This window comes from Treponema sp. OMZ 906, from assembly GCF_024181185.1.
GTDB lineage: Bacteria > Spirochaetota > Spirochaetia > Treponematales > Treponemataceae > Treponema.
This window is the reverse complement of record NZ_CP051196.1, coordinates 1,089,592-1,111,373: the sequence shown is the minus strand read 5'-3', so window position 1 is coordinate 1,111,373 and position 21,782 is coordinate 1,089,592. Positions and strand designations below refer to the sequence as shown.

Sequence of the window (21,782 nt, the reverse complement as noted above, 5' to 3'; positions counted from 1 at the left end):
AGGTTTATTTAAATATAAGCGGCGAACTTCCAATCGGTATAATACCGCTCAATGTAACGGAAACTTCTATTAAGCTTAATCGTTTACCGGCATTATCAAGTATAAGATTAAAAAAACGTTCATTATTTTCGGTATCTTTAAGCTGTAAAACAGTATTGCCTTTTATCTGTAAAATCGTATACCATCCCGAATTCTCCGCCGTATCTTGCAAGAACCGATATGAATTATCCGAAAAATATAAAGAATATCCTTCTGCACTTGTCCATATTTTTTCATCTGCAGTCAATATTTTTTTTATATTGTCAAACGTGATACTGCTTTGTACTTCGCGAACAGTATTACTTATTTTTCGGTATGATCCGTCCCAGTTTGATGCGACGCCGATTTTTAAACGCGCAATATCATCAATGACTCTTATATGCACTTCGTCAATTCCAAGTAATTCAATACTGATGCGCCGATGAATACTCGAAATAGAAGCATTTTTTGTAGAAAAATAAATACCGAATCTGCGCGGTGTTATAGAATCGATAGTAAAGAGTTCCTGAATATTATTGACAGAAAAAATAATTTCGTTTTCGGACCGGTTAAAAAAGATACTCCGGTTTTGATCTCTTTTTGCACTTGGTTGATACCATAATCCGTCAAGAAATTCTTGAAAAGAATTACTATCCCCCGTTTGAAATTTTTGAAGAAATTGACTTTCAATTTTTTTTCCGGGAATTTTTGTTTCTTTTGTTTGCACAAAAAATTCTTTTTTTGCATTCCATGTATATTGCTTTTCTATTTGGTTAAGTGTATTTGGAGCATCTTTATCGGAATAATATGCAGATATCGTATAATCGGAGATCGAATTATCCTGTTCGTTTTTCAGTATAATTTGACCGTCCGCTTGTATGTCGGCTAAAGAATAGATACTGATTATTTTATCCTCATCTATCCCCAACCTATACATACCGAAAACCTGCATACTATCGGCATTCATTCCATTATATACTATAACGGGATACGTATATTCTTGTACCATTAATGTATAAACAGAGAGCGTTTTTGCATGTGTTGCTTCCGTTTTTATTTCTACGGCTCTTGTAAAAGTTTGCGCTTCACTATCCTGTAAAAATATGAAAAGATAGATGAATTGATCGGATAATTTTTTGGCTGCAATAATTTTATCTTCCTTATTATCACCATTCAAATCCGCTTGTATATCTTCGACAAGAACCTCATCACTGAGCAGCGTAATACCCGATTGTATATTTTCAGGTATTACTTCCGAACTTGAAACCTCTTGCTGCTGCAATTGCGGCGCAGTAGGAATAATTGTTTGAGCATTCTGTGGTATCACCTGAGTCCGTTGGTGAACGATACGCTGATAAGCCAATATTCCGATAATAACGATGATCACCACAATACAAAGCATATAAAACAATTTCTTCATATTTAAAACGCCTTACTTTAAAATTCCTCGGTTTATTTTTTTTCTTCGGTAATAAGCACTTTATTTTGATCATCGTTACTACGAGGAACTCCCCTATTATCAATAATATTTGTATAGAGATCTTTTGTCGTTTTAACGACCTTATCCTGAATATCCATATCGAGTGTTATTTCGTACCAATTATCGTGTTTGATAATGCGCGCTTCTGCAAGATACGGACTTTTAAACGATTCCTGTTTTCCACGGTATTTTGATGTCCACGGAGCATCTTGTTCAAGATCCGTTACTAATAATAAAATTTTATACCGATTATTTTTTCCTCGTTTATTCAAAGAATCTTGAATTGCATCAAGAGCACGCCCGATATCGGTAAAGGCACCGTTGGGGGTAATATTGTCGATTGTTTTTATCAATGAATTACGATCGTTTTCATTCTTAATAACTAATGTTTGTAGCTCATACGGTTTTTCATAAAATTCCCAGATAGTAACCCAATCATCAGGTATTAACATTTCGGTAACGAGCGTATCGCGTACCCATTTATGCAAACTGTCGAATTTCCCGGGTTCATTCATTGATTGTGATTTATCAATCATCAAAAAAACATCAACGGGAATAGTTCTTTCGCCGGCAAATGCTGTAAAAGAAATAATAAAAAAAGAAATGATAAAGAGAATGGATTTGATTTTCAACATAATAACTCCCTTAATTACAGATATTGTATAACAAACTTCCAAAAACAGACCGTGTTTTTAGATATAATTCATAATATTATAAAAAAAAGAAAGTAAAAAGGGGGCAAGTGGCTTTACATTTTGCAAAATAGCCTTATAATAAAAACCGTATTGATATATCCGTTACGGATATAAATCTACTGCAATAAGGAGACAGTAAGATGGCAAGTTTAGATTTACCTCAAAGTCCAAATGTATTCCATCCCGAAAAGCCCAGTGCTGTCGGTTCAAGGAATTCGTTGGCGCAGGATTATCGCGATCAGCAAAAAGAAGTGAATCAGCTGATCGAAGAAGAGACCAATAAAGTATTGCACCACTTATCAACGAAATTACCCAAAGATGTTCTGGAAAGATTGGATGTAATGGGTGGTTTAAAAGAAAAGTTGTACAACTACTTTAACCAGAACTATCAGAATATGTTCAATCGCTATATGGTAACCGCAGAAGACGAAATGCTCAAAAAAGTCCGTGGATTTATCGATAGGGAAGAAATGAAAGTTCTGAACCGCTACACTCCGAAAGAGATTGCAACTCTGCTGGATGAAGTCGGCGGTGCCGATAAGTTCAATACCGGTGAAATCGAAAAATCGATCGTTAATATGTACGGACACCTGCAAGGACACGTACAGCGCGGAATCAATGATCTCGAAACGTTGACCAATTCACTTCTGCGCCAGAAAACCGACGTCGGTGCTTTTGTTCGCGGTGAGAACGCTTACTCGATTGTAAAGTGTGCGTTCAAAGACAACATCGTTAAGCCCAAAACGGTAACGGATGTAAAACTTTCAGTCAATATCCTCGACACCGAACTTATCAGCCCTATTTTCCAATATCAGGCAACGGTTGAATACTTAATCAAAGATTTGCTCTCCAACCATCTGATGAACCTTATCGATAAAGAAATCGAAGTATTAAAAGATGAGCTTATCGATGAAGGCAAAGAAGAAATGACCGACAGCGAAATCATCTTCAAGAAGATGGGAAAAGTTCTCGATGTTACCGATGATGACGTTGAAAACCCCGAAAGCAAACGCTATTCGGTAGTTTCAAAGGAATTGATGGAACGCATTGCAAACTTAAGAGCGGAAATCGATCCGGAGACCTTCGATCAACTCAATATCCGTGAGAATATCAAGCACATCATCGATATCGAAAACATCCGTAACCGCGGCTTCAATACGGCAATCAACTCGTTAACTTCAATTCTCGATACCTCTAAAATGGGGTACCAGTACATTGAAAACTTAAAAAATGCTCGCGAGCTGCTGTTGCGCGAATATGACGATACGAACGTTGCAAACCTTCCTGATGAACGCTACCAGATTCGTTTACGCTACTACGACAATGCCCAGCTGCTTGAAGAGCGCAAAGCGTATGAGGTCATGATCCGTTCATTCGAAACTGAAGTCGAGCACCTATGGGACGTATTACAGACCCAATATGACAAATCGAAGTTCATGGTACGTATCACCGATTTCGGCGATTTGGCAAAAATCTACGAAAAGCACATCCAGAAAAAATACAAAATTCCGAAGGGTGAACCCGCCTACAAGGATATCGCAAAAGTCTGGGACGAAATTTCGTTTGTCAATGCAGCCGAAACGGAAGTTGAAAAAATGAACCGCACGTTTGTCTACGAAAAAGACAAGATGCGCAAGAAGCTTGTAATCATGCGTGAACGGCTCAAGAAAATGTACGACTATCAGTACCCTGTTGAACGCCGTGTTATGGAAGAACGGCTCGCCTTCCTCGAGGCTGAATTCAACAAGTTCGACTACCTCATCAACCCGTTCCATATGCAGCCGGGTCTCTTGCTGGATGTAGACATCACTTCCATCAAACGCAAGAAGGCAACCCTTGACGGTATGGCAAACGTCTTAAACGAATTCCTCCATGGCGTTTCCAAAGGCTTTATGGATCAGGCATTTGCTTCATTCAGCCGCCGCCGCTCAACGGTTCGTGCGGATATTGCACAGACATTCAGCTCAGGCGGAGATGATGAACCTGCTGCGATAACCCCGAATGGACGCGCCCAATTTATGGATGCACTGAACAATACTCCGAGTTTGGAAGCGCCTGCCGCAGAAACCGTTAGCAGAACACCGGCCGCAACTCGCAGCCGCAGAGGGGCATCCAAAACAAAGAAAGCGGGTGCTGTTGATAGTACGGCAAGTAAAGGACGCCGGGGACGCAAATCCGGTGTAAGAACTCTGTAAAGCTTACCGTATGGCAATAAGTTAAGATTATAGTATAAAAGCCCCCTGAAACACCCGTTTCGGAGGGCTTTTATGCATAGGGGGGAACTTGGATTCCGCGTCGTTTAAATACCTCTCAAGGAATTGTTTCCCGCAAGTCTAAAAGTAAATGCAAGGAAAGTTTTTGATAATACTTCTAAATCATCCTTGCTACGCAAAGGAGAAGTGAATGCTCGATTCATTAGGATTTTATGTACCGCTTGCTACAAAGCAGGGTTTTAATGCCTCTGTAACACATATTCAGAATGCCTTATCGCTTCTGGATGCCAGCAATGTTAAAAAAAATATTGCCGATGAAATTGGTATATTACTTGAAAACAAAGAATTAATAAATGAAGAAATTCCGGCGTTTTTATCTGTTATACTACTCGATATGTGGGGATATAAGTCGATATCTAAAAACATTCGAGAAATCACTACAACACCTACAACTATCATCACAGAAATGGCAAAATGGAAAGGCGTTGATGTTGTAATCGGTTACCATCACCCTGACTTAGGCTTTTTGGTGATAAACCCTAAGAATCCGGCAAATGTTTCCCTCTTTGAAATGTTGAAAAAAAATGAGCTCTTAAATATTTACGTCGGGAAGCAAGATAAAGGTAGAATAGAAGATTCTGTTGCAGAAATGGTATTTAATGCATTTTTTGATCTTTTAAGCGGTATAAAGCCGTCAGTCCCTACAAAACTTCTGAACGGTCCGTTCGTATTCACTGCACCTAAAGCAAAAAAACAGCAGGCAAAAGGGCAAAAACGAAAAACGGTAAAAGATTCGGCGACTGCAAAAGTAAAGTCTACGACAAAAAACATTGCACAGGCAAAACAAGCGGCAGCCTCCGCTCAAATACAAGTACCATCAGGAAAAACCAGAATTTCTCAACAAATTTCGGTTGTTGTTACCAACGAGCTGTTTCATAACGGGAACGTTGAAGCATGGAAGCGAATTATCCGTAGCTACAATGCACGCTATCCGCATAATAGAGTTATCGTATTCTATGATGGCGAACAGATTGTCGATATCAATACGCTGTTTAAGTGGGGAAAAGTAAAACACGGCAGTAGTATCCAATTTGCCGTTTCAGGCGAAGAGATTAAAGACTTGTCAAAATTGTCAAAATATTTTGCAGAAGGCGCAAGTCCGCGTTTTGAAGCATTTTTGCGCGGTTCACCCAGTACCGTTCTTAACCTTTTCTAGGAGTCTATTATGAATATGTCTAAATCGATCCATTTTTTCAGTAATAAAGAAACACTTAAAAGTAATATTGACAAAACGCTCCTCGGTATTCGCGGGCGCCAACTGAATGAATTTTCGGAACTTGGATTGCCTATCGTACCGGGTCTTGTTATGGATGCAACCATTACACAAACGTTACAACAGGCGAACGTATTATCGACACTACGACCGTTCTTAAAAAAAATGGGTGAAGCGGTAAGGAAAGAATTCGGCGATCCGGAAAATCCCCTTTTATTAAAACTCGTTATTTCTTCAAATCTCGTTATTGCCAACTATCCGACGCTCCATAACTTCGGATTAGCAAAGACAACAATCGGCGGTTTTGAAGAAAAAGTCGGAAAAGATTTTGCGAGTCACGAAGTACTGTTCTTGCTGCGCGGAATCTTTTCAATCCTACATAAAATTGCAGAATTACAAGAGGATGGGGCAAAACTAGCACTCTATAAAGAGCAGCTGGAGAAAATAGGAAATGAACTAAAAAAAGAAAAACGTGTTGAATCCGGGGCTACCGTTATGGATAAGTACCAGCCATACCTGCCGCAGGAATTTTTTAGCACAGCAGAAGTACAGCTGAATCAAACCATCCAGCTTATCAGCACACTACTTAGTCTCGAATCCGACAATGAAAATGATGTTGCGTTATTGATTCAGCCATTGGTGTATGGTAATTATGACAAAGAATCTTTCTCAGGCAGATTCTTTAGCCGCAATATCGTTACCGGCGAAAAGAAATTACAGGGAATGTTCTTCCAAGAAAAATTCGATGAAGTCGACGCCGTCGGAAAGGACATCAACGATATAAAGCCGGCATATCTTGAGCAATTGGAAGCGATTGCATGGCGGCTCGAAGACCATAGTAAAGATGTTCGCGAAATCCGTTTTACGATCGAAGCAGGAAAACTGTGGCTTATCGAACAAAGAGCCGTTGAAGCAAAAAGCACGATTGCATTAGTACACTTTCTGCTCGATTTACACAATCGCGGAATTGTTGATGCAGAATATGTCGTAAAGAATGTCAAACCCGGTCAGCTAAACGAAATACTACATCCGGTTATCAACATGTCGAGCGTCAAAAATCTCCAATCTTCAAAGGGCGGTATTGCAGGCGCCCCGGGAGCTGCGGTCGGACGCGTATATTTCAGTGCCGATTCGCTAATTGAAGCACAGCGTATTGCGCGTTTGCAGAGTGCCGATACTCGATGTATTCTCTGTGTACCTGCCAGCTATGCGGGTGACGTAAAGGCTATTGAAGTTTCTACCGGCGTTTTATCGAATGAAGGCGGATATTCGGCACATGCTTCCGTTGTTTCACGTCAATACGGAAAAATTTCATTAGTCCGTCCGGATATGAAAATTATGGCGAATAAAGCTATTATTAATGGTATTACTATTAAAGAAGGGGATTATATTACGCTTCAAGTACCCTATTACGGCGAATCGACCGTATACTTCGGTGCTGCAGAACTAATCGAACCTGATCCTAAAACGTCCGGCTTACTTGATTTTATTGATCTTACCCGCTCATTTATCCAAAATTTCCATGTCCGCGCTAATGCCGACAGTCCCCGCGATGCTACACTTGCAATTAGCTTCGGAGCGGAAGGCATCGGACTATGTCGGACAGAACATATGTTCTTTGAGGCAAAACGTATCAATACGTTTAGAGAGATGATCCTTGCTGAAACGACGGAAGAGCGCATTAAAGTTTTAAACAAGCTTCAAAAAGTTCAAATGGAAGACTTTTATGGTATTTTCAAGGTGATGAACGGACGCGAAGTTACTATCCGTCTCCTGGATGCTCCGCTACACGAATTTTTACCGCATAATGACACAGAACTGGATGGATTTATCGAGTATCTCAAAGCAGACAAGAAGAAAACCGTCAGTAAAAAGGCTTTATCCGAAGCGATTGCACTCCGCGCAGAAGTAAATCCCATGTTAGGGCACCGCGGCTGCCGTATTGCAATCTCATATCCTGAAATTTACGCAATGCAAGTCCGTGCCATTTTCGAAGCGGCCTATAAGCTGCAAAAGGAAGGTGTCGAGACCCATGTCGAAATCATGGTTCCGATTGTGATGAACTTCCGTGAGCTCAAACAAATCGCTTATGGAAAGAAGATCGAAGGGCATACTTATCTTGGTATCCGTACAATTGAACAGGAAATACGCACCCAGTTTAAAGCACAACCGATAGATTTCAAAATCGGCACGATGATCGAATTACCGGTCGCAGCGTTATCGGCGGGAGAAATTGCCCGTTATGCAGAGTTCTTCTCATTTGGTACCAATGACCTTACTCAAACAACACTCGGTCTTTCCCGCGACGACTTTAACAGCTTTATGCCGGATTATACGTTATACGACTTAATCAACGGGAATCCCTTTGCGATTTTGGATCCGTGTGTGCGAGAGCTTATCAGCATTGCGATTGAACGCGGCAAGCTTACCCGTCCCGATATTAAACTCGGTCTCTGCGGTGAACAGGGCGCCCGCCCCGAAAATATTCCTTTCTGTATGAAGGCCGGGTTGAATTATGTCTCCTGTTCGTCTTATTCGGTGCCGATCGCACTCCTGTCAATTGCGCAGGCGGAATTGGAAAAGGCAGAAAACGAAGGGCGCAAGCTCCTGCGTAAGAAGGCTTCAAGGTAAAAGCCGGAAGGGCATCCGGAACCCGAATACTATAGGGCAATCGCGCCAGAAATATTTTAAGCGGTTGCCCTCATTTTTTTAATTTACAGTATGAACGAATCACATCAAAAAGAATTGGCAGTATGCGGTTTTGAGGCGGTAAAGGCGCTCGCTGCAGAACATCCTGAAAAAATTTCAAGACTTTTTTTTGCCGGAAGCAGGACAAAAACATTCGGCAGCCTTTGTAAATACCTCGCGCAGCGGAAACGGCTCTATCGGTTGGTGCAGTCGGATGCGGAATTGGAAAAACTCTGCGGCTCCGTTCACCACCAAGGGGTGGTCGCGATGATTGCAGAACCCCACGTTGCTGCCGTAACACCGGAACAGATGAAACGGTGGGAAACCGAAAAAGCCGCAGTGTTGCTGTGCGACCGTGTCGGAAATGCAAATAACCTCGGAGCAGTGATCCGCAGCGCAGCCTTTTTCGGCATAGAGCATATCGTGATAAGCGGAGAGGATGCACAAGCGCAGCTGACACCGAGCGCCTACCGGATTGCACAAGGGGGTATGGAATTTATCACCTTGTATACCACTCCTTCCGCCGAACATTTTTTAAAGATGTGCAGCGGATACTTGGTACGGATAGGGGCGGATCATCGGGCATACCGCAGTCTAAAGGATATTCCGTCAGTGGTGCAACCGGACGAGGCGGTTGTAGTGGTACTTGGGAACGAGGAGCACGGCATTTCTGCCGAAGCAAAAAAACTCTGCGATGTGCTGGTTAAAATCAGCGGCAGCGGAGCAATCGAAAGCCTTAACGTAGCACAAGCCGGTACCCTCTTCTGCTCCGCACTTACCGAACTCCGGCGGGAATAACCGCGAAGAGGTTCAACTCTGGTCGAATAGTCTCAATTTTCCCGCGGGGGTGGTAAAAAACGACCTGATGTGTTTACCCTGCCTCCCTCCTACCCGTTTTGCTGCCGGCGTACTTCATACATGAGGATACCGGCGGCGACCGAGACATTCAGGCTGTCGAGCTTACCGGAGGTGGGAATCGCTGTAAAGGAATCGCAGGAGGCTTTTAACAAGCGGCTGATGCCCGACCCTTCACTGCCCATAATAAGCACGGTTTTATCGGGGAACTTGGTGTGCGGGAGCGGCTCTCCTTGGGCGTCAGCGCCGAATACCCAAAAGCCGTTGCGTTTGAGCTCTTCCACCGTCCGAACCAAATTCGCCGTGTATAAAAGCGGAACCCACGCCGCCGCCCCCGCGCTGATTTTACTGACAGTCTGGAAGTCTCCGGCGGATCTCCGTTCGGGGAGCACAACGGCGTCAACGGCGAATTGATCGGCGCTGCGGATAATGGCGCCGGTATTGTGAGGGTCGGTAATTGAATCGAGAACGACGACAAAGGCTTTTTCGCGGGAAGCAAGCGCAGCGAGCAGCGCATCGGCGGAAAGCTTCGGCGCCTGTTCCTGCGGACGTTCATCGATCAGGATAATCCCGCGGTGATTTTGCAGGTATTCCGGCAGGGATGCCGTCAATTTGTCAAGCTCGGCGTCAGTCCGCCGCTCTATCGCGACAAAAAGTTTTTCCGCCTGCGCGAGTATCTTTTTTACGCGCGGCCCCTGCTTGGCGTAAAGGATCTTAAGCCGCAGTCCGGCTGCCTTTCCACCGGTAGCAGCCTTTCCGTCGCCAACAGCCTTACCACTGGCAACAGCTTTTCCGTTGGCAACAGCCTTTCCGCCGCCAATCGTTTTCTCCGCATCGGTATCCTTTGTTGCGGAATTTTTTTTCTCCAACTGAGCTTCAACCGAGCGCAGTAATTCTTCAATCGCATGAAAACCGGTAATAATCTGCATCGCTATAACTCGATTACATCGCCGTACCGCATAATATGCGATTCATAGCGATGTTCCTGTAAGTATGCCTGCAAAAAGCTCTGCGCATCCGGTTCACCGTGAACCATTAGCAGCTTTTTCAAACTTCCGGTATCGAGACTGTCGAGCCATTCGCCGATTTCGACATAATCGGCATGAGCGCTAAACGCATTAATCTGGAGGATTTCGGCACGAACCTGATGCCACTCTCCGAATATCTTTACCTCCGGTTCGCGATTCATCAGACGTCTGCCAAGCGTATTTTCCGCCATATAGCCGACCAACATAATTTTTGTCGATGGCTTTGAAATATTATTTGCAAGGTGATGGGTAACGCGGCCGAATTCACACATGCCGTCCGCACTGATAATCACCATCGGCTCTTCCATTGCGTTCAGCGCCTTGGATTCATCGACGCTCGTAATAAACTTGAGTGCATTAAAGCCGAACGGATTTTTATGGTGTTTGACAAAGGCTTCCTGTGTTTCATGATCAAAGCATTCGGGATGCACTTGAAAAATTGTAGTGGCGTTTACCGCCATCGGCGAATCGACATAGATGGGAATCTGCGGAATCTTTTTTTGATCGGTCAGCAGGTGGAAATAATAGATGAGTTCCTGCGTCCGCTCAACGGCAAAGGCGGGGATGATAATCTTACCGCGCATTTTCACTGCATCATTAACCGCACGCTCCAGCATATCCATCGCATTGTGAATATCCTCATGCCGGCGATTTCCGTACGTACTTTCTATCATAATATAATCGGCAGCAGGGATAATATCGGGGTCGCGGATAATCGATTTATTCTTTCTGCCGAGATCTCCGGTAAAGGCAATTCTTACCGTCTTACCGGCAGAATCTTTTGCCGTAATAAACGCTATGGCAGAGCCGAGAATGTGTCCCGCATCATAAAATTCAAGCTGAACATTCGGCCCAATCCATACCGGACGATGATACGAAACCGTTACAAATTGATTGATAGTTTGCACAACGTCGTCTTCGGTAAAAAGTGGTTTCCAGTCGAATTTTTCGTGTTTTTTGATTGCCTGTTTTTGTAAATATTCGGCATCCCGCGCCTGTATGCGAGCGGAATCCATCAGTACGAGGTTAGCGATATCCCGTGAGGCGGGCGTCGCATAGATATTGCCGGTAAACCCGTGTATACCCAACAGCGGCAAAAGCCCACAGTGATCATAGTGCCCGTGGGTAAGAACAACGGCAGTTAATTTATCGGCCGGGACATTAAAGTCGCGGTTTTTTTTATCGGCTTCCGCTCGTTTCCCTTGGAAAGCCCCACAGTCAAAAAGATACAAATACCCATCGACATCGAGAATGTGCTTTGAACCGGTTACTTCCTCTGCGGCCCCCAGAGAATACACGTTGATGCTCATAAAAAAATGATACAGGGATTTTTTGAAAATGTCAATTTTTAAAAAAGATAAGGGTTTCGATGTTTCCGCCGTACATATAAAGCGGAGCTGTCCGAAAAGCCAATTACCTTTCGGGCAGTCCTATCCGTAAGTTTTTAATCGATTAAGCGACTCCGTGAGCTTCGGCGGGAACCTCGCTGATATATCCGGTACGCAGGCAGAGTGCAAACATATCATTATCAAGAAATTCTTCGCTGATTTTCTCATATCCTTCTTTATCATGGCAGATGCGGATAAAATATCCTTTGTCCGTTTCGTTCAGAATTGAAAAATAGGATACATCACCCGGATTACTTTTAATCGAATACAATTTCATACATTACCCTCCACTATAACGAAAAACGATGCAGTGTGCCGATCTCCATAAAATTATTCGCTTGCAGCAGACGGCATCTATTTATAGTTTCGGCACCGACTCAAAGAGCTTTAGACCACAGCCATCAGGACAAACGCATCAGGTAGAGTAGATAAAAGGCGCATAATCATTGAGGTTGTGAGACCATTTGAACCGCGAAGAGGTTCAACTCTGGTTGAACAGCCTCAATGATTATGCGGGGCTGCTAAAAAACAGCCTGATGCGCTTGCCCTGCCTGAACTTGACATATCTTGTATCTATGCTATGATTAGCTCATAAATATTTTGATTCTAACAAATTTTTTTTGTATAAGAATTGGAGAGGTCTTAAAAGGCGATTACTCGTTCGCCATCCCCATTCTCGATTGAAAGGAGTTACGTATGGACAAGATTCTTTGGGCGGAAAATAAGCTTCCGAAAACAGACAACAAACAGCTCGCGGTAATGGCTTTAGACGAAATCAATAAGGCACATGCGTTCCATAAAAGCTTCCCGCAGTATGCACCAACACCGCTCGTTCCATTAAAAAATATGGCGGATATGCTCGGCGTCGGGTCGGTATTTATCAAAGACGAATCATGGCGATTCGGTTTAAATGCTTTTAAAGTACTCGGCGGTTCCTTTGCGATGGCGAAGTATATTGCAAAGCAGCTTAAAAAAGATGTTTCGGAACTCCCCTACGATGTATTAACCGGCGAAAAACTGCGGGAGGAATTCGGGCAGGCTACGTTTTTTACCGCAACCGACGGAAATCACGGACGAGGCGTGGCCTGGGCTGCAAATAAACTCGGTCAAAAATCGGTCGTGCTGATGCCCAAAGGCTCTACTAAAACCCGCTTCGATAATATCGCAAAAGAAGGCGCAAAGGTTACTATAGAAAACGTCAACTACGATGAATGTGTACGTATGGCTGCCGCGCTTGCCGCAAAAACGGAACACGGTGTTATGGTACAGGACACTGCATGGGAAGGATACGAAGAAATCCCCGCATGGATTATGCAGGGCTATGGCACCATGGCACTTGAAGCCGCAGAACAACTCAAAGCGGCAGGCGTAGACCGGCCAACCCATATCTTTGTACAGGCGGGGGTCGGTTCGCTTGCAGGAGCTATACAGGGCTATTTTAAAAACCTTTTCCCCGACAATTGCCCCATTACCGTCGTAGTGGAAGCTCGCGCTGCAGACTGCTTGTATCGGTCGGCAACGGCGGCAGACGGTAAACCGCATTTTGTCACAGGAGACTTGAAAACCATTATGGCAGGGCTCGCATGCGGCGAACCGAACACCATTTCTTGGGATATTCTCAAGAATAATACTAGCTGCTTCGTCTCCGCGCCCGATTGGGTTTCTGCCCGCGGTATGCGTATGCTCGCTGCTCCCATTAAAGGAGATTCGCCGGTTACCTCAGGAGAATCGGGCGCCGTCCCCTTCGGCCTGTTATCTACAATTATGCAGCACGACGATATGAAGGATTTACGCGCAGCGTTAAAGCTCGACAAGAACTCAAAAATATTGTGCTTTTCTACGGAAGGTGATACCGATCCCGACATGTACAAAAAAATCGTCTGGGAAGGCGCCTATCCATCGCTATAACAAAATGTAAAAGTCGGTTAAGCCATGATACTTGTATCTTGCGGCTTAATCGGCTATCATATCCCGCACAGAGTTTTGCGTATCTCATGATTTGCAGTATCTCTGGATACAGGTAAAAAAGTTAATGTTTCCGTTGAGGTTTTAATGCAACTGACTAATATGCAGCTTATTATATTTGCAATGCTAATTCCCTGCGCCATATCAGCCTTCTTTGTGTACCTCGTAATCCTTTTTGCAAAACGGCACAACTTATACGATGATGTCGGCGGTAGAAAAATTCATTCGGGGAAAATTCCCCGTCTAGGCGGTATCGGTTTCTTTTCCGCCTTTGTATTGAGCATTTTTATCATCTACTTCAAATTTCCGGGCAGTATCGTTATAACCCGCCAATTCACGGCCATTATCATCGGAGGTCTCTTAATCTTTTTTATGGGACTATGGGACGATCTAAAAAATTGGCGGGCTATCTATAAACTTATTGTTCAATTAATTGCAGGATGTATCGTTGCCTATGCGGGTTTCCGCTTTACCCGTATCAGCTTTGCCCCCGTTGGTCTTTTCATTTCCTTTGGCATTTTTGCATATCCGATAACGGTGCTCTGGATTGCAGGGGTTACCAATGCCGTAAACTTAATGGACGGTATCGATGGCCAAGTAGGCTGTTTGAGTGTTTCATTGCTAATCAGCTATATCGTTTTATTTTTTAAAGATTTGCCGCCTCATTTTTCTATGACTTACACCTGCATTATATTGGCTGCTACGCTTATAGGCTTTTTATTTTTTAATCTTTCTCGCCCTCATGCAAAGGTATTTATGGGCGATGCCGGCTCTCAGTTTCTCGGCTTTGTGCTTGCAGTACTTCCACTCGTACCAAACAATGCCGGATCCGAAACCGTAGCGATCCCTTTCGCAATTATTTTTATGATGCTGCCTATTTTCGATATGATCGCCGCAATTTGGCGGCGGCTACGGGATAAAAAACCGATACGGGAAGGCGACAGAATGCATCTCCATCATAAGCTGATGCTCATCGGCTATTCGCCGCGAGGCGCATTGGTTACTGTGATGATTTTACAGATTATTATAGATATATTCGTAACGCTTGCCATCATTTTGCAAGGGCTTATGGCGCTGGTAACGCTTATCGGGCTTTTACTGGTGGGAATATTATTTTTTACGCTTATTCATTGTGAAAAGGAAAAACACCTGAAAAGCGATAGTTTTTAAGAGCTTCCATCTGTAGGCCACGGCTGCAAAGGAGACGATTATGTGGAAAAATTTAGACGAATGTTCCCTGTTTCGAGATTTACAGGAAGCACAAATACCTGATCTAAGACAGTGCCTGAAAGGAGAGAGCGGAGCAAACCGAATCGAGCGATACTCCATACCGATGGCTGCCGGTATGCACTACAATTACGCGGCTAAACAGGTTGACGATACACTATTGTCTTTACTTCAAAAACTCGCAGACGAACAGCAGCTGATACTAAAATATCAACAGCTGCTTGAAGGCGAAGAAGTCAATACGGGAGAACACCGGAAAGTTCTGCATCATCTGACACGCGGACAGCTTGGCGACGATGTTATCTACAACGGCAAAAATATGCGTACCTTTTATTTGGAACAACAGAAGAAAGTCCGTGAGTTTTCCGAAGCTATCAGAAACGGTTCCATTACCGCTCCGTCCGGTAAGCCTTTCACCGATGTTGTACAGATCGGTATCGGCGGTTCGGATCTCGGCCCGCGCGCGTTGTACCTTGCGCTAAAAGCATGGGGGGAGCGGCATAACAAGCTCAAACTCCGCGCTCACTTTATATCGAATGTAGACCCTGACGATGCGGCGGCAGTACTTTCCGCGCTGGATTTATCGACAACGCTGTTTATCTTGGTTTCAAAGAGCGGTACCACGCTCGAAACGCTCACCAATGAGCGCTTCGTCGGGCAATTTTTGCAGGAGGCGGGACTAAACCCTGCAAAGCAAATGGTTGCCGTAACGAGCGAAAGCAGTCCGCTTGCCAACAATCCTTCATACCTCGCATCCTTCTATATGGATGACTTTATCGGCGGGCGGTACTCTTCCACCTCTGTATGCGGAGGTGCGGTGCTTTCGTTGGCATTCGGAGCAGATACCTTTGACGTCCTCCTCGCCGGAGCCACCGCAGCGGACAAGCAAGCCCTCGATCCGAGCCATACCGAAAATGCCGCCCTCATGGATGCGCTGATCGGTGTCTATGAACGGAATGTCCTCGGCTACGGCAGCACCGCTATTCTGCCCTACAGCCAAGCGCTTTCCCGCTTTCCGGCTCATCTGCAGCAGCTGGATATGGAATCAAACGGAAAGTCGGTGAACCGCTTCGGCGAACCGATTCACTATAAAACAGGGCCGGTTATCTTTGGGGAACCGGGAACCAACGGGCAGCACTCGTTCTATCAGCTGCTGCACCAAGGCACCGATATTGTGCCGCTCCAGTTTATCGGCTTTGAAGAAAGTCAATACGGCAAAGACATTACCGTGGAAGGCTCTACCAGTCAGCAAAAGCTGCTTGCCAATGTCGTCGCGCAGATAACGGCCTTTGCGCTCGGTAAACAGGATGATAATGCGAATAAGAGCTTTGCCGGAGGACGGCCTTCAAGCCTTATCTACGGAAAGGCGCTTACGCCGGAAGCGCTCGGCGCGCTGCTTGCACACTACGAAAACAAGGTAATGTTCCAAGGCTTTATCTGGAATGTCAACAGCTTTGATCAAGAAGGTGTCCAGCTCGGTAAGGTGCTTGCTAAAAAAGTCTTATCGCACGATATGCCGCCTGAACTCGCCGCCTACGCCCGCCTCTTCGGACTATAGGCTGAGGGAATTATCACAACCGGTATGCTCAAGATCGTATCCGCCGAGTTCATCAAAGGGACAATTAACAGTAAGCACTTCCCGCAGATAGGCGTTCCCGAATTTGCCTTTTTCGGACGCTCCAATGCGGGAAAGTCTTCGCTGATCAATATGCTTCTTAATAGAAAGAACCTCGTAAAAACAGGCTCAAAGCCGGGCATGACCCGTGAAATCAATTTTTTTGCGGTAAATGCCCCTGCGGGCAAGCCGCCAAGCGTAGAATCGTTTTGTATTGCCGACTTACCCGGCTATGGCTTTGCACAAGTATCCCAAGCGGAACGGAAGCGGATTGACGCTATGCTGTATGATTACTGCACAAGCCGCTCCACACTTAAAACAGTATTTTTATTGATGGATATCCGGCGGGATCCTGCTGAAATAGAATTGCAAACCTTACAGTTTTTCCGGGAACACAACATACCCACTGTCTTGACGGCAACCAAAGCCGACAAGCTCACTAAAAACGAACAGACAAAACAGCTCCTTGCCCTTGCGTCCTTTTTTGAATGCAGCAAGGATGAAATAATCGTAACCTCTGCTACAAAAAAAACAGGTAGAGAAAAGCTGTTACAGCATCTCTCCGCCTGTCTAACGCATCAGGACGTTTTTAGCAGTCCCGCAAAATAATATAGGCTGGCCAACCTTTTCCTTTTAAAAATATGCATACCGTCTACGGCGTTGCTGCACAAAAATAAATACTCAACGTACAACAAGTACGTCTCCGCTTTATTTTTGCTGGCGCCTTGTATCCGGCATCTCTATTTTTAAAAGGCTAACGGAAAAGCTTGTCTTAACAGATACACCCCATATTTGCCTGATGCATTAGACAGCCTATTAAAAAAATAGGCGAAATTTTAGATAAAATTTCACATAGAGGGAAGGCAACCGCCTAAAATATTTTTGATGCGGTTGCCTTTGTGTATATGAGAGCAGCGTCCTATATCCGTGCCAGCGCGCCCATCGGATCCCACGGCTCAAGCTGTACGAGCGGCTGCTTTAAGGCGTCAAGCCATTTTTGATCGACAAAGGTCTTTTCTACCATAATCTGATAGGTATACTCATCGAACCACGCATCGGACATCGAGAACATCCCTTTTTTGCCTGATTCATCACCCCACGAATTTTCTACCTGCCATTTAATCGGCTTTCCTGATTTATCCAGATCGACGCCGGTCAGTACCATTGCGTGGGTAAGAAGGCTGTCGCCGTAATCGAGCCGTTCCGCTTTGGTGAACTCAGGCAGTTCGCCGAGTGTTTTATCGTAGAGGTATACTTCAGTATCCATAATGCCTTCGGGGCGGCAGATATACGGCCCCATATCGCAGCCGAACCAGACGGGTTTACCGGCTTTAATCGATTCAATAGCCGCCGTTTTAAGCACATCAATCGGTACGTTGATGTAGTGAATCGGTTCCGCTTCTTTCACGGTACCGAGAAACTTTACCGTGTAGGCTCTGCCGTAAGGCTTATCCGCCGTCGGCGCATTGATTAAGCTGATTTTATTGTTTAAATCCCAGCCGACATATTCCTTAAAGAACTGCTGCGGCGTAATCTGCTCTGCCTTATGAAACTTCTTATCCTTATCGCGGCATTCAAAGTCAAATACGCGCGGCGGTTCGCCGAGCGCCTTAACCAAAAAGCTATATACATGCGAAAGATAGGTTTCTTTGTCTGCGCGGAGCTCTTTGATAGACTTTCCTGCCTTGTGCCCGTCCCGCAACAGCTGCGCATATTTGCGAAGGCGATGGGTTAATTCCGCCACAAAGAAGCGCGTATCGGAGGAATGGAAGGTTTCCGGCATTACATCCTTAGGCACAACGCCGTATTTTTGCAGAATACCGGAGAACATATCCCACTGTCCGCCATCCTGAATAGGATTGGCCAGCAAATGCGCGAGCAACCGTCCTTCGAGCGGTTCGTCAAGGGTTTCCAAAATGCTTTCAAAAAAGTAATTGGATTTTTCGAGTTTATCCCAAAATAGCGTGTAGTTCTGGGAAAGTTCGAAGGTTTCCAAGTTGAGCTTTTTCATCGTTTCGACACGGGCGGCATTCAGCGAAGCAAACATCCAGCAGCGTCCACTCTTCTTTTGATTGGTAATTTCTCCGCGTTTTGTCTCGTGAGAAAAGCAAAAATTGTGGCGGCGGCGGACATCATAGTTAAACGATGCGTCCTCGATGCCGCTCTTGGCAACAGCCCCTGCAATAATCGCATTCGACGGGTCTGCACGATAGTCGCTTTTAAACTTTTTTAAAAGTTCGGGTGAAATATTCATATATAACTCCTCTCGATTTGGTGTACCGTATGTATGTAAACTGACGGTAATCATAATACATCGCATAGGCTATAAAATCAACCTTTTAGCAATGCAGCACATCGACTGCGCCGTATCCAGCCCAGCACTTTTGAAAAGAGCAAATGCAGATACAGGGCAACCGCATTATAAAATATTTGCAGCGGTTGCCTTCCTTCTGTGCGAAATTTTGCTTAAAATTTCGCACATTTTTCCAGCAAAGGGGGAAACGCATCAGGCAAAATAGATAAAAATCGCGGAAAAATTGAGACTGTGAGACCATTTGAACCATCTTCAACTGTTGTACATCCATGTACATCAGTTGAAGGCGAGTTTTGGTTGTACCAAAACATCGCTACTATATGAAACCACTGCCATCCTTGGCAGTTCTGGTCGAATAGTCTCAATTTTTCCGCGGGGGTGTTAAAAAAACGGCCTGATGCGTTTCCCCTGAATGCAGATATGCCGTATATTTTCAAAAGAAGTATAGTATGGTATAATGGAAAGCGATATCAATGTATTTTAATATTGCTAATGAGGTTATACATGGGAAACACGAAGGTGCGGAGTACGACCGTTATTGCCGTCAGACGAAACGGAAAGGTTGCGATGGCAGGTGACGGACAAGTTACGATGGGGCAAACGGTGATGAAAGGCAATGCCCGCAAGGTCCGCAAGATTTACGACGGCAAAGTGATGACCGGTTTTGCCGGTGCAACGGCAGATGCCTTTACACTGCTCGAAAAGTTTGAAGGGCGGCTCAAGGAATACGGAGGCGACATTACCCGCGCTGCGGTTGAACTTGCCAAAGAGTGGCGCACCAACAAAATGCTGAAAAATCTTGAAGCACTGCTGTTGGTTGCGGATGCAAAGACTATTTTATTGATTTCCGGAAACGGAGATGTCATTGAACCGCAGGAAGATGTACTCGCTATCGGATCGGGCGGCAATTATGCATATGCCGCAGCACTCGCCTTACTCCGCAACACGGACTTATCAGCCCGCGAAATTGCTGAAAAGAGCTTAAATATCGCCGGACAGATTTGCGTATACACCAACGAAAACGTACATATAGAAGAAATTTGATAACGAGAGGAAAATACGATTATGACAATCAACTTGGATGAACTCACCCCTCCGCACATTGTGGCGGAGCTTGACAAATATATTATCGGGCAGACAAAGGCAAAGAAGGCCGTCGCCGTCGCCCTGCGGAATAGGACACGGCGGCTCAAATTGAGCGAAGAAATCCGCGAAGAAATAGCGCCTAAGAATATTCTGATGATCGGGCCGACCGGTGTGGGTAAAACCGAAATTGCCCGACGCCTTGCAAAACTTTCGGGAGCGCCGTTCCTTAAAGTAGAGGCGACAAAGTACACCGAAGTCGGCTATGTCGGCCGCGACGTTGAATCGATGATCCGCGACCTGATGGCTGTCGGCTATTCTATGGTAAAAAGCGAGATGCAAGAAACGCTGAAAGCACAAGCGGAAAAAAACACGGAGGAAATTCTCCTCGACCTTTTACTGCCGGGCTCCAACAAAAAGAAGCGAAACCGGAAAGAAAGCCCTAAGCCGCTTTTAATCGCCGGATCGGAACATGATGCAGAGGATGAAAACAGCAGGGAAATTCGAGTGGAAGTCAATTCGACAGAAGACGACAATCAAGCTGAAGACGATATGCACGAAACGAGGGAAAAGTTCCGCAAGATGCTGCGAGACGGCAAATTTGAAGATAAAATGGTAGAAGTTTCCGTACAGCAGTCCGGTATGCCGAGTTTTGAAATCTTTGCCGGCGGTTCCAGCATGGAAGACCTCGAAAGCGCGATGTCGAATATCAGCAGTATGCTGATGGGCGCCGGTAAAAGCAAGCGTAAAACGACCAGCGTAAAAGAAGCCCGTATGATCATTATGAACGATCAGCTCGATAAGCTCGTCGACCACGACAAGATTGTAGAAGAAGCAAAAGAGCGAGTTGAACAGATGGGCATCATTTTCATCGACGAAATCGATAAAGTTGCTTCCAAAAGCGAGCGGAGCAGCGGCATCGACGTATCCCGCGAAGGGGTACAGCGCGACATCCTTCCAATCGTAGAAGGCTCCAAAGTCAACACAAAGTTCGGCGTCGTCGATACCCGTCACATCCTGTTCATCGCGGCGGGGGCTTTCAGCATTTCAAAACCGAGCGACCTTATTCCCGAATTTCAGGGACGCTTCCCGCTGCGGGTGGAACTGGAATCACTCCATGCGGAAGACTTTAAGCGGATTCTGCTTGAACCTAAGAACGCATTAACCAAACAGTACAAAGCGCTGCTCGAAACCGAAGGGCTGACCATCATCTTTAAGGATGAAGCAATCGACCGCATGAGCAATCTCGCAGCGGAAGTCAACTCGACAATGGAAAACATCGGTGCCCGCCGCCTCCACACGATTATGGAAATGTTGCTGGAGGATATTTCGTTTAACGCAAGCGATATGAACGAAAAAACCATCGAAATAGACCGCGCATACGTCGACGAACGGTTGAAGGACATCGTACAGGATCAAGATTTATCCCGTTATATCCTGTAACGTTTCTCAAGGGAATTTTTATAATGCCGATATATGAGTATACGAATAGCTTAATAGAAATAAAGAGGAGTTGAGATGCACATAAACAGTTTTCAAAAGACAGTTGATCTTTTACACCGTGCGCTTGATGTAAACGCCCTTCGCTATACCGTGTCGGCAAATAACCTTGCAAACTCGGAAATACCGGATTTCAAGCGGACATCGGTCAATTTTGAAACGGAGTTAAAACATGCGCTCGATTCCGAAAAACGGGCTGCAGGTCAGTTTCAGTTAGCGGTAACCGATCCCCGTCATATTAAGTCGGACGGTGTTATCGACTATCGTTCGGTTTCCCCGCGGCGTGTGTTGGATTACACAACAACGGCAAAGGCGAACGGCAACAACGTAGATGCTGAAGAAGAAGCGATGAATATCCTCAAGATTCAGATGCAGTATCAGCTGTTGAGTCAGATGACCGGTTTTCAGTACAGCCAAGTACAGTCGGTATTGAAATAAGG

The 21,782-nt window shown here is 45.0% G+C and carries 17 protein-coding genes; 11 read left to right on the top strand and 6 right to left on the bottom strand.

The features are described from left to right. Positions 1-4: 4 nt before the first annotated feature. Together E4N69_RS04940 and E4N69_RS04935 are read right to left on the bottom strand one after the other, a co-directional pair. Entirely contained in the window at positions 5-1,438 is a 1,434-nt protein-coding gene (locus tag E4N69_RS04940) for a pallilysin-related adhesin (protein WP_253715463.1), read from the bottom strand. 32 nt (positions 1,439-1,470) lie between these two features. Beyond that, positions 1,471-2,133 carry a vWA domain-containing protein gene (locus tag E4N69_RS04935; protein WP_162663283.1) on the bottom strand — a complete coding sequence of 221 codons (663 nt, stop codon included), beginning with the start codon at positions 2,131-2,133 and terminating at the stop codon, positions 1,471-1,473. Between the two features lie 200 nt (positions 2,134-2,333). Here E4N69_RS04935 and cfpA point away from each other — a divergent pair, with 200 nt between their 5' ends. The 4 genes from cfpA to E4N69_RS04915 all read left to right on the top strand — a co-directional run bounded on the left by cfpA (position 2,334) and on the right by E4N69_RS04915 (position 9,165). Next, on the top strand, positions 2,334-4,388 hold the full coding sequence (gene cfpA, locus E4N69_RS04930; protein ID WP_162663281.1) for a cytoplasmic filament protein CfpA: 2,055 nt from the start codon (positions 2,334-2,336) through the stop codon (positions 4,386-4,388). Between the two features lie 208 nt (positions 4,389-4,596). Then, positions 4,597-5,622, top strand: a complete 1,026-nt coding sequence (locus E4N69_RS04925; protein WP_162663279.1) for a hypothetical protein — start codon at positions 4,597-4,599, stop codon at positions 5,620-5,622. A gap of 9 nt (positions 5,623-5,631) precedes the next feature. Beyond that, positions 5,632-8,310 (top strand): putative PEP-binding protein, encoded by a 2,679-nt coding sequence (locus E4N69_RS04920; protein WP_253824688.1) that lies wholly within the window; start codon positions 5,632-5,634, stop codon positions 8,308-8,310. Positions 8,311-8,400: 90 nt separating this feature from the next. Then, a complete protein-coding gene (locus E4N69_RS04915) occupies positions 8,401-9,165 on the top strand; it encodes a TrmH family RNA methyltransferase (RefSeq protein WP_253824687.1) in 765 nt (254 codons plus the stop codon). Between the two features lie 89 nt (positions 9,166-9,254). Here the strand turns inward: E4N69_RS04915 and rlmB are convergent, their stop codons facing one another. The 3 genes from rlmB to E4N69_RS04900 form a co-directional block, all read right to left on the bottom strand. Beyond that, positions 9,255-10,151 carry a 23S rRNA (guanosine(2251)-2'-O)-methyltransferase RlmB gene (gene rlmB / locus E4N69_RS04910; protein WP_253824686.1) on the bottom strand — a complete coding sequence of 299 codons (897 nt, stop codon included), beginning with the start codon at positions 10,149-10,151 and terminating at the stop codon, positions 9,255-9,257. A 2-nt stretch (positions 10,152-10,153) separates the two neighbouring features. After that, positions 10,154-11,560 (bottom strand): MBL fold metallo-hydrolase RNA specificity domain-containing protein, encoded by a 1,407-nt coding sequence (locus E4N69_RS04905; protein WP_253824685.1) that lies wholly within the window; start codon positions 11,558-11,560, stop codon positions 10,154-10,156. Between the two features lie 142 nt (positions 11,561-11,702). Then, complete coding sequence (locus E4N69_RS04900; protein ID WP_044015951.1) at positions 11,703-11,915, bottom strand: hypothetical protein; 213 nt, start codon at positions 11,913-11,915, stop codon at positions 11,703-11,705. Positions 11,916-12,334: 419 nt separating this feature from the next. Between E4N69_RS04900 and dpaL the strand changes: the two genes are divergently transcribed. From dpaL to yihA, 4 genes are all read left to right on the top strand, one after another. Next, positions 12,335-13,546: a diaminopropionate ammonia-lyase gene (gene dpaL / locus E4N69_RS04895; RefSeq protein WP_253824684.1), complete on the top strand. Its 1,212-nt coding sequence runs from the start codon at positions 12,335-12,337 to the stop codon at positions 13,544-13,546. A gap of 144 nt (positions 13,547-13,690) precedes the next feature. Beyond that, the gene (locus tag E4N69_RS04890) at positions 13,691-14,773 is read left to right on the top strand and encodes an MraY family glycosyltransferase (protein ID WP_253824683.1); all 1,083 of its coding nucleotides are present in this window, start codon (positions 13,691-13,693) and stop codon (positions 14,771-14,773) included. A gap of 40 nt (positions 14,774-14,813) precedes the next feature. Next, positions 14,814-16,388, top strand: coding sequence for a glucose-6-phosphate isomerase (locus tag E4N69_RS04885; RefSeq protein WP_371922368.1), 1,575 nt, complete (start codon positions 14,814-14,816; stop codon positions 16,386-16,388). Positions 16,389-16,412: 24 nt separating this feature from the next. Then, complete coding sequence (yihA, locus tag E4N69_RS04880) at positions 16,413-17,054, top strand: ribosome biogenesis GTP-binding protein YihA/YsxC (RefSeq protein ID WP_253824682.1); 642 nt, start codon at positions 16,413-16,415, stop codon at positions 17,052-17,054. Positions 17,055-17,364: 310 nt separating this feature from the next. Here yihA and E4N69_RS04875 read toward each other — a convergent pair whose 3' ends face one another. Next, entirely contained in the window at positions 17,365-18,699 is a 1,335-nt protein-coding gene (locus E4N69_RS04875) for a C1 family peptidase (RefSeq protein ID WP_253824681.1), read from the bottom strand. Positions 18,700-19,263: 564 nt separating this feature from the next. On the opposite strand from E4N69_RS04875, the gene hslV reads away from it, so the two are divergent. The 3 genes from hslV to flgB all read left to right on the top strand — a co-directional run bounded on the left by hslV (position 19,264) and on the right by flgB (position 21,780). Then, the gene (hslV, locus tag E4N69_RS04870) at positions 19,264-19,803 is read left to right on the top strand and encodes an ATP-dependent protease subunit HslV (RefSeq protein ID WP_253715450.1); all 540 of its coding nucleotides are present in this window, start codon (positions 19,264-19,266) and stop codon (positions 19,801-19,803) included. Positions 19,804-19,824: 21 nt separating this feature from the next. Beyond that, positions 19,825-21,285: an ATP-dependent protease ATPase subunit HslU gene (hslU, locus tag E4N69_RS04865; RefSeq protein WP_253824680.1), complete on the top strand. Its 1,461-nt coding sequence runs from the start codon at positions 19,825-19,827 to the stop codon at positions 21,283-21,285. 75 nt (positions 21,286-21,360) lie between these two features. Then, on the top strand, positions 21,361-21,780 hold the full coding sequence (gene flgB, locus E4N69_RS04860) for a flagellar basal body rod protein FlgB (RefSeq protein ID WP_016524167.1): 420 nt from the start codon (positions 21,361-21,363) through the stop codon (positions 21,778-21,780). Positions 21,781-21,782 lie beyond the last annotated feature (2 nt).